The organism is Pseudoxanthomonas sp. G3 (assembly GCF_057654715.1).
Genome location: NZ_CM172805.1, coordinates 2,061,650 through 2,074,511 on the forward strand (window position 1 = coordinate 2,061,650; position 12,862 = coordinate 2,074,511).

10 protein-coding genes are annotated in these 12,862 nt (G+C 62.9%); 4 read left to right on the forward strand and 6 right to left on the reverse strand.

From position 1 onward, the window contains the following. Window positions 1–219 precede the first annotated feature (219 nt). Window positions 220–1,797, forward strand: coding sequence for an ATP-dependent nuclease (locus AC23D6_RS09820; protein ID WP_487749105.1), 1,578 nt, complete (start codon window positions 220–222; stop codon window positions 1,795–1,797). Beyond that, the gene (locus AC23D6_RS09825; protein ID WP_046933399.1) at window positions 1,775–2,863 is read left to right on the forward strand and encodes a UvrD-helicase domain-containing protein; all 1,089 of its coding nucleotides are present in this window, start codon (window positions 1,775–1,777) and stop codon (window positions 2,861–2,863) included. Before AC23D6_RS09820 ends, AC23D6_RS09825 begins: the two co-directional genes overlap by 23 nt. 281 nt (window positions 2,864–3,144) lie before the next feature. Here AC23D6_RS09825 and AC23D6_RS09830 read toward each other — a convergent pair whose 3' ends face one another. The 6 genes from AC23D6_RS09830 to AC23D6_RS09855 form a co-directional block, all read right to left on the reverse strand. After that, window positions 3,145–3,420, reverse strand: coding sequence for a hypothetical protein (locus AC23D6_RS09830; RefSeq protein ID WP_046935218.1), 276 nt, complete (start codon window positions 3,418–3,420; stop codon window positions 3,145–3,147). Between the two features lie 9 nt (window positions 3,421–3,429). Continuing rightward, window positions 3,430–6,618 (reverse strand): efflux RND transporter permease subunit, encoded by a 3,189-nt coding sequence (locus AC23D6_RS09835; protein ID WP_046935219.1) that lies wholly within the window; start codon window positions 6,616–6,618, stop codon window positions 3,430–3,432. An 8-nt stretch (window positions 6,619–6,626) separates the two neighbouring features. Next, window positions 6,627–7,577, reverse strand: coding sequence for an efflux RND transporter periplasmic adaptor subunit (locus AC23D6_RS09840; RefSeq protein WP_080948168.1), 951 nt, complete (start codon window positions 7,575–7,577; stop codon window positions 6,627–6,629). Next, window positions 7,574–8,851: a TolC family protein gene (locus AC23D6_RS09845; protein WP_056878741.1), complete on the reverse strand. Its 1,278-nt coding sequence runs from the start codon at window positions 8,849–8,851 to the stop codon at window positions 7,574–7,576. The genes AC23D6_RS09840 and AC23D6_RS09845 overlap by 4 nt, the downstream gene beginning before the upstream one ends. A 412-nt stretch (window positions 8,852–9,263) precedes the next feature. Beyond that, window positions 9,264–9,881, reverse strand: a complete 618-nt coding sequence (locus AC23D6_RS09850; RefSeq protein WP_046932167.1) for a cation diffusion facilitator family transporter — start codon at window positions 9,879–9,881, stop codon at window positions 9,264–9,266. Beyond that, window positions 9,878–11,062, reverse strand: coding sequence for a DUF3703 domain-containing protein (locus AC23D6_RS09855; RefSeq protein WP_487749106.1), 1,185 nt, complete (start codon window positions 11,060–11,062; stop codon window positions 9,878–9,880). The genes AC23D6_RS09850 and AC23D6_RS09855 overlap by 4 nt, the downstream gene beginning before the upstream one ends. 99 nt (window positions 11,063–11,161) lie before the next feature. Here AC23D6_RS09855 and AC23D6_RS09860 point away from each other — a divergent pair, with 99 nt between their 5' ends. Both AC23D6_RS09860 and AC23D6_RS09865 read left to right on the forward strand, forming a co-directional pair. Next, window positions 11,162–11,584, forward strand: a complete 423-nt coding sequence (locus AC23D6_RS09860; RefSeq protein WP_046932166.1) for a MerR family transcriptional regulator — start codon at window positions 11,162–11,164, stop codon at window positions 11,582–11,584. Further along, window positions 11,581–12,849, forward strand: coding sequence for a site-specific integrase (locus AC23D6_RS09865; protein WP_046932193.1), 1,269 nt, complete (start codon window positions 11,581–11,583; stop codon window positions 12,847–12,849). Before AC23D6_RS09860 ends, AC23D6_RS09865 begins: the two co-directional genes overlap by 4 nt. Window positions 12,850–12,862: the final 13 nt, after the last annotated feature.

The following is a 12,862-nucleotide window of genomic DNA, read 5'->3' on the forward strand; positions in this document are numbered from 1 at the left end:
AATTACATACTAATAAAGAATGCAGGCGGCCGTTCGGCGGCGGCTTTGCTCAGGCGGGATAATGTTTAATTATCCCGCGTGATCGGCCACCAGCCGCCTCCGGGGTATCTCACCCGTACGAAATCCGCCCCACTGGCCCGGTTTAGTATGAACGCCATGCCGGCGTGTCCGGATGGCTCCGGGCGCCGTGCTCGCGCTGCAGTCGTACAGGGATGAACCATGCCGATCGAACGAGTCGTCATCGAGAACTTCAAGGCGTTTGGCCACCTGGATTTGCCGCTCAACCCCCACATGAACCTGATCGTGGGCAACAACGAGGTCGGCAAGTCCACGCTATTGGAAGCTATTCATGCTGTCGTGACCGGCCAATTGTACGGACGAGGCATCGCCTACGAAATCACCCCCTACCTGTTCCACCAACCGGCTGTCGACGAGTATCTGGCACGTCTGCGGGATGGACAGCCTGGTTCGCCTCCGCGGATCGTGATCGAGGCTTACCTCGGACGGGATGCCACCCTGGCTTCATTGCGGGGTACCAACAACTCCCTCGGCGCTGACATGGCCGGCATTCGGCTGCTGATCGAACTCAACGAAGACTATCGCCCCGAGTTCGATGCCTATTTGCGCGAGCACCAGGGGGGCAGCTTGCCGGTGGAGTACTACACCGTCCGCTGGTATTCCTTCGCCAACAATGGCGTCACCGCCCGCAGCATCCCATTCGACTCCACGATAATCGATACCACCAGTGCCAAGACCTTTTCAGGCACGGATCGCTACATCGGCAGCATCATCGACCAGGTGCTTTCTCCGGCTCAGCGCGTGGCCTTGTCGCTGAGTTATCGCCGCATGCGGCAGAGCTTTTCCCAGGAAACGGACGTGGCGGCCATCAACACGTTCCTGGCCGAAAATGCGGGCGATATCAGCAATAAGACGCTGACCGTGGGTGTGGACACCTCGGCGCGGTCGACGTGGGAGGCCAGTCTGTCTCCCTACCTGGACGATCTTCCTTTCACCCACGCCGGCAAAGGCGAACAGAGTGCGGTCAAAATGAAACTGGCCATGCGCGCGGCCGGTGCTGCGCACGTGCTGCTGGTAGAAGAGCCCGAGAATCATCTGTCCTTCTCCAGTATGACCCAACTGATCGACAAGATCGCAGCTCTGTCCACCGCCCAGCAAGTCATCATTGCAACGCATAGCAGCTTCGTGTTGAACAAGCTCGGCGTGGACAACGTGATCCTCTTCAGTGCACGCGGACACATAAAACTGGACCAACTGCCGACCGATACGCACGACTACTTCATGAAGCTGCCGGGTCATGACACCCTGCGGTTGATCCTGGCCAAGCAGGCGATCCTTGTCGAGGGCCCCTCGGACGAGTTGATCGTCCAGCGAGCCTTCAAGGATCACCACGGCGTGTCGCCGTTGGCCCGTGGCGTGGACGTGATCTCGGTCAACTCCCTGGCCTTCAAGCGATTTCTGCAGATCGCCCAACGCCTGGATATCCCAACCGCTGTCGTTACCGACAACGACGGCGACGTAGCCCTGCTGCAGGAACGCTACGCTGATTTCCTGAACTACATCTACTATGACTCCGATGAGGACGCACCCTCGCTGGAGCAACAATTGATCAAGGCAAATACGCTGGCGCAATTGAATCTGGTGTTGGATAAAACGTTCGCCGATGAGGCGGCGCTGTTGAAGTTCATGAAGGGCAACAAGACCGATACAGCGTTGGCCATCTTCAATAGTCCCCACTCGATCGTGTTTCCGGACTATGTCCAGCGTGCCATCGCCTAATCAGGTACTGCTCTCGGCGGCCGGTTCGGGCAAGACGACGATGTTGGTGCGCCAGTCCCTGGCGCGCCCGCAACGCCGGATCGCCATCCTGACCTACACGCTTGAGAACCTGGAAGAGATCAGGCGCGCGTTTGAACGGCAGGCTGGCGCCGTGCCGGCGCACGTGTCGCTCTACAGTTGGTACAGCTTTCTGCTGCGCGAGTGCATTCGGCCCTATCAGGCGGCGCTGTGTGCCCAGCCCCGCGTGGAGTCCATCCTCTTCGTTGAGGGCAGGACCAACAATCGTGCTCCCCGTAGTCAGGTGGCTCGTCACTATCTGGCCGGCGATCGAATATATTCCGATCGCGCCGCTGACTTTGCCGTGCGCTGCGATGAGCTTACCCAAGGCCGTGTCATCGAGCGTTTGGCGGCCATGTACGACGAGCTCTACATCGATGAGGTCCAGGACTTGGCCGGCTACGACCTGGACCTGGTCGAGCGCCTGCTCTCCAGCGGCATCGAGATCACGCTGGTGGGTGATACCCGCCAGGCGACCTACGCCACCAACCATTCTCCGCGTCACCAGCAATACCGTGGTGTGGCCATGATGGGGCTTTTCCAAGCCTGGCAGGCGCGGAACTTGTGTCAGATCCAGCATCGGGTGATCAGCCACCGCTGTGCGCAGTCGCTGTGTGATCTGGCCGATGCGCTGTATCCGCAGATGCCGCGCACCGAGTCAGGAAATAGCGAGCTGACCGGGCATGAGGGCATTTATGTGGTGGCACCCACTCTGGTGCAAAAATATGTACTGCAGTTCGCGCCCACCGTCCTGCGTTACGACCGGCGGGAAGCCTGCGATGGCTATCCTGCGGTCAACTTTGGACAAGCCAAGGGACGGACATACTCCCGCGTGCTGATCTATCCCAATGGCCCCCTGGCCCAGTTCCTGCGCACCGCTGACGCCTCCCGTATCACCTCACCGGCGAAGTACTACGTGGCGTTCACGCGGGCCCGGCAAAGCGTGGCCTTTGTCCTGGCAGGCGCCTGCGCCTGGCCAGGGCACCAAGTCTATGAGTCCCGAGACTAGTCGGGTGCTGCTCCCACGCTGCCGGCGCGCCCGGTGGGCTGCACAAGGCGTTGGTGTTCGGCCTGGCCTTTGGCCTGCTGGCGCTCTCTGGCGCACTGCTATGGCGAGCACGCGCTCCTCCGTGCCCAGCCGACCCCAGGCTGGCCGCCACCTGCACGCGATTGCGACGGATCAGCGTTTGGGTTGTGGGGCGTAGCAGCGCTCAGCACGACCTTGGGAACGGTGTTTGCCTTCGGTTGGATTGGTTGAGGGTTCGGAGGGCGGCAATGCCGCCCTCCGCTTTACCTCTTTTCGATAGGCCCACGGGTCGGTTGCGCCGGTGCCGGCCCGGGATCGTTGAATGTCAGGTGTAGTTCTGTTACGCCGAACTGAGTGGCGAGAATCTGGCCCACGACGGCCTGCACTGTGGCCAGGTCCACCGCCGATGAGGCCACTGTCACCGTGGCCTGAATGCCCAGCCCGGATGCGGCAGGCATCCACCGCAGATCGTCGACCGCCTTCACCCCGGGATCGGCGAACATCGCCGCACGCACAATTTCCAGGTCAGGCTTGGGCATGATGCTGCCTCATGCGAGCGCCGTGGTCGGGAGAACGGGCCGGTCGCGCTCTCGGTGTAACCACCGGTACAGCACGGGCAATACAAACAGGGTCAAGGCGGTCGAGGACAAGATGCCACCGATCACCACGGTCGCCAGGGGCCGCTGGACTTCCGAACCCGCACCGACATTGAGAGCCATCGGCAAGAAGCCCAAAGAAGCCACCAGCGCGGTCATCAGCACCGGACGCAGCCTGCCGAGCGCACCATCGCGCACGGCCTCATCCAGCGGATCGCCTTGTTCGCGCAGGCGTCGGATGAAGGCAATCATGACCAAGCCGTTCAACACCGCCACGCCCGATAGGGCGATGAAGCCCACGCCGGCGGAGATGGACAACGGAATTCCGCGCAGCGCCAGCGCGATGACGCCGCCGGTCAGCGCCAGCGGTACCCCGCTGAACACGATCGCAGCGTCCTTTGCCGACCCAAAGGCCATGAACAGCAGAGCAAATATGAGAGCCAAGGTGACCGGAACGACTACGGAAAGGCGCTGGCTGGCGGAGATCAATTGCTCGAACGTGCCTCCATAGGCCACCCAGTAGCCTTCCGGCATCTTCACTTCCTCGCCGATTTTGGTGCGCAAATCTCCCACGAAACTTCCCAGATCGCGTTCGCGCACATTGGCCGTGATGACCACGCGTCGCTTGCCGTTCTCGCGGTTCACCTGGTTCGGTCCACGCTCGACTTGGATGGTAGCGACCTCACGTAACGGCACGGTCCGAGGGCTACCGCCACGCCATGTCGCCTCACGGCTGGACTCATCGGGACTATTGTCCTCGGGCAACGGAATCGGCAGGTCTGCCAGCACCGCCGGATCTGAGCGCAATGTTTCGGGTAGCCGGACCACGAGAGCGAAGCGACGATCGCCTTCAATGAACTGGCCCGCTACCTGACCACCGATAGCGGTGGCCACCGTCTCCTGCACATCTCCTGGATTCAATCCATACCGTGCCAGCGCTACCGGGTCTGGGGTTACCGTGAGCAACGGCAGTCCGCTCACTTGCTCAGACTTCACGTCCTCAGCACCAGGCACTTCACGCATTGCCCGCTCGATGCGGCCAGCAAGTCGTGCGAGCTGATCCAGATCATCGCCATAGACCTTGATCGCCACGTCCGAGCGGACGCCGGAGATCAGTTCGTTCGTGCGCATCTGGATGGGCTGGGTGAACTCATAGTTGCTACCGGGGATTTTCTTGGCGGCTTGCTCCAGTTCTTCGATCAACTCTGCCTTGGGCTTGCGGGGATCTGGCCACTGATCCCGCGGCTTGAGCATGAGGAACGTGTCGGCCATCGAGGGGGGCATCGGATCGGTGGCTACCTCGGCGGTACCGATCTTGGAGAAAATGTTGGCCACCTCGGGAAACTGCGCCAATCGCTTCTCCAATGTTTCCTGCATCGCCACCGATTGCTCCAGACTCGTGCCTGGAATCCGCATCGGCTGCAGCGTGATGTCGCCCTCATCCAGGCTGGGCACGAACTCCGATCCCAGCCGCGTGGCCAGGATGCCGCACGCGACCACCAGTACCGTGGCGCCGCCCAGTACGGCCAATCGACGGCGTAGCGCCCAATCCAGCAGCGGCGTGTAGCGAGCTCGTGACCAGCGCATCAGTCGGTTATCGTGCTCGGCCACGCGTCCACGCAGGAAGGTTGCAATGGCCGCTGGCACGAACGTCAGCGACAGCATCATCGCGCCGGTCAGCGCCAGGACGACGGTAATGGCCATGGGGTGGAACATCTTCCCCTCGACGCCGGAGAGGGCAAAGATCGGCAGATAGACGGCCGCGATAATGCCCAGGCCGAACAGGCTCGGTCGAATGACTTCCGCCGTTGCCGAAGCCGTCAGGTCATATCGCTCTTGATCGTTGAGTTGCCTGCCCAGCGCATTCTGCGCCTCGCCGAAACGACGCAGGCAGTTCTCGATGATGATGACCGCACCATCCACGATAAGCCCGAAGTCCAACGCGCCCAGGCTCATCAGATTGCCCGATACGTTGCCTCGCACCATGCCGATGATGGTGAACAGCATGGCCAGCGGGATCACAGCTGCGGTGATCAACGACGCCCGGACATTGCCCAGTAACAGGAACAACACCACCACCACCAGAAGCGCGCCTTCGATCAGGTTCTTGGCAACGGTCCCTATGGTGCGATCTACCAACGCCGTGCGGTCATACACCGCCTTGGCGTGCACACCTTCGGGCAGACTGGCGTTGGCAGCCTCCAGCTTGGCCACAGCGGCCCGAGAAACGTCGCGACTGTTGGCGCCAAACAGCATAAAGGCCGTACCGACGACCACCTCATGCCCGTTCTGCGTGGCCGCGCCGGTGCGCAGCTCCTTGCCTTCGCCAACGGTGGCGACATCGCGCACGCGGATCGGGACGCCATCACGACGATCCAGCACGATGCTGCCGACCGCGTCCACATCCCGTAGCTGGCCCGGTACGCGCACCAGGAACTGCTGCCCGTTGCGCTCGATGTAGCCGGCTCCCACGTTCTGGTTGTTGCGCATCACCGCGCCAACAACGTCTTGGAGCGTGAATCCCAGGGCTACCAGTTGCGCTGGATCGGGAGTGATGTGGATCTGCCGTTCAAAGCCACCGATGGTGTTGACCTCGGTCACCCCAGGCGTGGTGCGCAGTTGCGGGCGGATCACCCAATCCTGCAGCGTCCGCAGGTCCGTGGCCGTGTACGGGGAGCCATCGGGCTTGCGGGCATCGGGCTCGGCTTCCACCGTGTACATGAAGATCTCACCTAGACCGGTAGAGATCGGCCCCATCTCAGGATCTAGCCCCTCAGGAAGCTGAGACGTGATTTGCTGCAGGCGCTCGGCGACCTGCTGGCGCGCGAAGTACAGGTCCGTCCCATCCTTGAAGACGACCGTCACCTGCGATAACCCATAGCGAGACAACGAGCGGCTGTAGTCCAACTGGGGCAAGCCGGCCATCGCCGTTTCAATGGGGAATGTCACCCGTTGCTCGGCTTCCAGCGGCGAGTAACCTGGCGCCTGGGTGTTGATCTGGACCTGGACGTTGGTGATGTCGGGCGTGGCGTCAATGGACAGCTGACGATAGCTCCACACGCCGAGCGCAATAAGCGCTGCGGTCAGTACCAGCATCAGCCAGCGATGGCGAATGGAAAAATGGATGAGGCGTTCGAGCATGGCGGGCCTCACTCTTCTTCTTCGACGGTGGACTTCTCGATGTCGGCCTTGACCAGGAAGCTCTGGGCCACCACCACCTGCTCACCGGCCTTCAGGCCTTCTAAGACTTCCACCCGTTCGGCGTCGCGTCGGCCTAGCTTCACCGGGCGCGTGTGATAGACCTCGCCCTGTTGCACGTACACCACGTCCCGATCTTCGGCGGTCTGCAGCGCGGTCACGGGGACTACCAGATCCGCTTCTGCGCGATCAACGGTAATGCGTGCTTTAACGGCGGAACCTGGCCGCCAGCGTCCATCGGCATTGCGCAAGCTCGCGCGTGCGATCGTGCTTTGGCTGGCCGTGGCGGTGCCGGGCAGCACGCGTTCCAAGGTCGTCTGCTCGGAAACGCTATCACTCAATCGGCTCACGGTCACCGGCACACCAGCTTCGATGTGCCCGGCGTCCCGTCCGAAGATATGCAGATCTACCCACAAGGTGGACAGATCTGCGATCTCGAACAAGGGCGCGCCTTCGGCGGCAGACGTGCCGACCGAGGCGGTCCGCGCCATCACCACGCCGCTTATGGGGGCGGTAACGGAATAGGTCGTCAGGCTCAAGTTGCTCTCCACCGTCGCGAGCACCTGTCCTGCCTTGACCTGGTCGCCCACGCCTACGCGAACGGCACGCACAGGACCGGGGAAACGTGCAGTCACCAGGGCGATGCGACCTTCGACCGGCGTAAGCAGCCCTTGGACTTCCTGCTCATCGGCGATCTGGCCAGGACCCACGCGGGCGGCGCGGATGCCGGCGGACTGTGCCGTTTGGGCCTCGATCGTGGTCTGTTGGGGCAGTTCTTCGTGCTCGCCTTGTTCTTCGGCCTCATGGCCTTCTTCGGCCTCGCCACGGGCATTGGGTGCCGGGCCACTACAAGCCGTCAGGGCCAATGTCAGGGCCAGCGCGATCCAGGGGAAACGGCTCATGGGGTCAACTCTCCGGAGGTGGCGGCAGCGGCAGAGGCAACCATGGCCTGGCCGGTGAGCCGTTGGATTTCGATGAGGGCACGTTGCGCATCGAGCGCGACGTCCAGTTGTTGCTGCAGAGCTGCGGTCCTTTCGGACTGCAGCTGCGCCCATTCCAGATAGCTGATGGCCCCAGCGCGATATGCACGCTCGGCCGCTTGCTCAGCCTTGGTCAGCTTGGGCAGCACATCGTCTTGAAGACGGGCCACTTCGTCACGGGCGACGGTGTAACGGCCGTGGGCTTCGACCAGGGTGGAATACAACGCCATTCCCTGCGCCTCACGTTCGATCGAAAGCACTTCCAACTCCGCCTCAGCGGCACGAATCTCTGGTTGCGCCCGGCTTCGAGCACCCAAAGGCAGCGAGATGCCCCCCACGAGCGCGGTGTCGCTTGTGTCCTGCATCCGACGCACGCCGACTTGCCAAGCCAGATCCGACGTGCCTGCTGTGCGAGCCAGATTCAAACGTGCTTCGGCAATGCGCCGCTCGTCGACAAACTGGGCCAGCTCGGGAGAACGCTGCAGTTCTGAGGAAAGGGTTTCCAGAGAACCGATCGCCGGTAGTGCGAGCGGGTTGCCAGCGACCGGCGCCGACACGGGTTCACGCTCCCCCCAGAGGGCGGCCAGATGCTGGCGTGCAGCGCTGGCTTGCTGGGAGGCCCTTGCTTGGGCCAGCTCGGCTCTTGCCAAGGCAGCCTGTGCAGTCAACAGCACCGACTCGGGTGAGGCGCCGGCCTGCACACGTTGACGAGCAGCGGCCACGGTACGCTGGCGCTGTTGGATATCGACTTGGGCAATCTTGGCGGCCTTGTCCGCTGCAACCAATGCCAGATAGCGCCGCGCCGTTTCAGCCAACAGATCCAGCCGACGAGCTTCCCGCTGAACAGCCAGCGCATCGATGCGGCTCTGCGCCAGGGCCCTGCGCGCATCCAGTTTCCCGCCTCGCTCCAGCACCGAGCTCAGACTCACGGTGAACTCGGCGCTGTCCAAGCCTCTCGCATCTCCGGTACCCAGGGCATTCTCCACCTCGGCACCCAATGTCCAAGGCGGGCGCTGATTGGCGCCCTCGTGCTCGGCCGCCAGTACCGCGGTACGTGCCTGCACCAGGCGCAGGTCTGGATGGGCTTGGGCAACGCGGTCGAATGCGTCGTCCAATGTCATGGGGTCGACCGCCCAGGCAGGTATCCCTGCACCCAGCAGCAACCAAGCGGCCAGCGCCGCACGTCGCACTTGCATAGCAACACTCCAGAAGTTCAGACCAAGGGTTAAGGACTGGCCTACGCCAGCGCTTGGCCCGCAATAGGCGGTCGGAACGGATCGACCAATGGCCCTGTGGGCACCGTCTCCACCGCGTGTGGCTCTACGGCCTGCTGCTGCGGAGCAGGAGGTGGCGCCCAAGTCATCGCCGGAGCGGCGACTGCGTGCGCGCAGCAATGCGCGAGTTGATGCAACTGATGGAGCGATTTGCCCAAGGCGCTCTCATCAGCGGCCGCGTGGGACGTCATCAGCACTGCGTGAGCGCCGGACCACGTATGGGCTGCCTCGTGCATTTCGCCCACCGCCGTAAGCACCGGGTGCCATATGGCACCCAGTGCCAGGCTCAGCGCCAGCAGCCAGCGGAACGCGGGCAGAGCTCGCACACGCATCTTCACGCGGTCGGCTTGCCCACTTGCGTGCTGGCCCGACGTGCGTCACGCAGGATCTCGATGGCTTCCTTGATCACGTACAAACCGATAAGGGTGCCAATCACATAGTCGGGATAGGGATTGGCCAGCCACCACACCAGTACGCCCGCAAGAATGACGCCGATGTTGGCCACCACGTCGGCTCGGGTAAACAGCCACGTTGCTCGCAGATGGACCTCCCCGGACTTCAGCGGCGAGAGCATGCGCAACACGATGACGTTGACTACAAGCGATAGCAGCGCGGTGCCGATCATCCATCCGCTGAGTGGTTCGGCGCCCTGTAGTACCCGTCGTCCGACCTCCACCAGCACGCCAATACCCAGCACCAGCAGAATGCTGCCACTGAGCCAAGCGGCATTGGCCTTGAAGCGGGCCGTGCGTCCGATGGCCACCAATCCAATGGCGTACGCGGTGGCATCAGACAGCATATCCAGCGCGTCAGCCAGCAGACCTGTGGAATGGGCAATCCAGCCGGCGATGCCACCAATGACGGCCATGGCCGCGTTGAGGACCAAGGCAATCCACAGTACACGTCGCTCCTGGGCGTTCTTGGCCTCGTGATGGCAGCCACAGTCACTCATCGGGTGTTCTCCATGTAATTACGCAGTTCTGAAGGAATCGGCATCGTGCGCAAGGCGTTTACCCGAGCGCCACCGGTATTGCCTTTAGGCATCCACACCCATGTCAGGGTCGCAGCGGCCATCAGGCGCAGCAGTTGTCCAGCCATTTCGCGCATGTCGTGGGCTTGCCACGCCCATCTTGCGAACGCCCAATGACTACGCACGTGCAAGCGCGTGCGGTGCTGCGAGAGCACGTGGGCCAATTCGTACCGTTTGTAGGCCGTCGTGAGATCGCCTTGTTGTAGCGCTTGATCGCCTTGCCAAAGATATTGCGCAAAGGCCGTATCCCGTTGATCTGGAGCCTCGTTAAACGGCCAGCACATCTGCGCCCAATAGCTGGCAGGCATCGTTTCCTCGCGCAACCCGACCTCGCCGGCGCGCAGCGTTTCAGGGCGATCAAGGAAGGTGCCGCACAGACGATCCCAGATCATGAAGAACTCGCCGAAGTTGACCTGGGCATCTTCATAGTCACGCTTGTGATGCCACCGATGTACTTCGGCCACGCCTAGCCAGCGACGTAGCGGGCCAACGCGGTAGTCCAAGTTGGCGTGTTGGAAAGCCAGTTGAACACTCATCAGTGTCAGCCACGCACTGATCACCAGCGGCGGCGCACCCAAGGCGACAGTCAACCCCAAGCCCGGGCCGGCCATCAGCAGTGCACTCAACGGGTGACGACGTTCTCCATTGAGCCAATACAAGCGCTCAGCGCTGTGGTGGATAGCGTGCAGTTTCCATGCCCATCGCACCCGATGACTGAAGCGGTGCATGGCATACAGGCCCAAGTCGATCACCAGCCCCGCCAGCAGCATCTGCCCGATCAGGGGCCACTGGATCGGCCATAGGCTGCCGGCGGGCAGCAGGCCGCGAAAGGCATGCAATCCATAGGCGGTGCCGGCCAGCAGGCCAAAGTTGACGGCGCCATGCATCAAGTCGGCTTTGAGGTCGCCTTGGCTATGGCGCCAAGACGGCTCGTAGGGCTGCAGCCACTCCAGCAGCGCCACCATGGCAATGCCCGCGGTCGCCAGGATCGCCAAGGTTGGCCAAGCCGGCAGGCCATCGGCCAATACTGCGGCCGTGCCGGCCAGAACCGCGCCCATCAGGGCGGGATACGCGGCATACCGGATCAGGCGTGAGCGCAACATGGAGAGCTCCGGACACGGGTAGAGGCGCGCGGGCGGGAGGCTGGCGGCTGGACAGGGGGCAAGGTAAAGTCCGTAGCTACTACAGAGTCAAGTCGCCACATGAAGATCAGTCAGGCCGCCGAGGCCAGTGGGTGCCATCTGGAAACCATCCGCTATTACGAGCGGATCGGCCTGTTACCCCAACCTGGTCGCACCGGCAGCGGGTATCGCGTTTACGAGCCTGCCGATATCGAGCGTTTGCGCTTCATTACCCGCGGCCGGGATCTGGGTTTCAGTCTGGAAGAGATCCGCAGCCTGCTGCAGTTGTCCGGGGACGACCAGATGTCCTGCATGGACGTAGATCGGCTGGCACGCAGTCATTTGGCTGATATCCAGGCCCGGATGGAGGATCTGCGCAGGATGGCCCGGGAACTGGAGCGGGTGATCGCCAGTTGCCATGGCGGACAACGTGCCGAGTGCACGATCCTCTCTACGCTGCGACAACCGGCCGGTTGCGCGTCGGCGGAGTGCTGCCAGGCGTGAGCGATGTGGACCGCTACCTCGAAGCGGCCACGCGTCAGAACACGCAGCGCAGCTATGCCTCGGCGCTGCGCCACTTCGAGGTCGAATGGGGTGGCCATCTGCCGGCGACGCCCGATAGCGTGGCCCGCTATCTGGCCGAGCAGGCCCCCAAGGCAGCAATCAACACGCTGAAGCAACGACTGGCAGCACTGGCGCATTGGCACGCCGAGCACGGGTTCGTCGATCCCACGCGTACGCCGCTGGTACGCAAGGTCCTCAAGGGCATTCAGACGCTACACCCCCGAATCGAAAAGCAGGCCACGCCGTTGCAGCTGGCCCAGCTGACCCAAGTAGTCGGGTGGCTGGACCAAGCCACGCTGGCGGCCCAGGAGCGCGCCGACCACGCGTATGCCTTGCGTGCCATGCGCGACAAGGCGCTGGTGTTACTGGGCTTTTGGCGAGGATTCCGCGGCGATGAGTTGATCCGGCTGCAGATTGAGTACTTGGAACTGGTACCCGAGCAGGGAATGATCTGCTTCCTGCCGCGCAGCAAGGGCGACAGACAGTCGGCAGGCAATACGTACAAGGTGCCCGCTCTGTCGCGCTTGTGCGCGGTCAGTGCCACGCAGGCCTGGGTGCAGGCAGCCGCGCTAACTCAAGGCCCGCTGTTCCGGCGTGTCGATCAATGGGGCAACGTCGGCAGCCAAGGGTTGCATCCGAACAGCCTGATCCCCTTGCTGCGCGACCTGTTTCAGTCCGCAGGTCTGGAGGCCGTGGGAGGCTACAGCAGCCATTCCCTTCGCCGGGGCTTTGCGGGCTGGGCCAATGACAACGGCTGGGACGTGAAAGCCCTGATGGAGTACGTCGGATGGCGAGACGTGCACTCGGCCATGCGTTACATCCAGGGCCGCGATCCGTTCGCCCGCCAACGCGTTGAAGCCGGCCTCCAGGCCGCGCCGCCCCCCGCGCTCGCCTCGGCGGCGCTGCCAGCGCCGGCCGCGACCGTGAGCCTGACGCTGCGCCTGCTAGTGAGCCCGTTTACGCCCCGAGGCAGGGGCGCTGGCCGCGCTCGGGCACGCATTGAGGCGATGTGCCTATCCCCGTTTCAAGCCCATCGGCTTGATGCCGAGGGAAGCGAGTACCGACTCACGATGCCGGTGGTCGACGCCGCGGACATGGACGAGAGGATGGCCATGCTGCTGGATGAGATGCATCGCGTTGCCGATAACCACCACTGCTTTCTGGAAGCCTCCGTGCGCGCCGAGGACGGGCGTCACTGGGATTGACCTCAACCCTGAC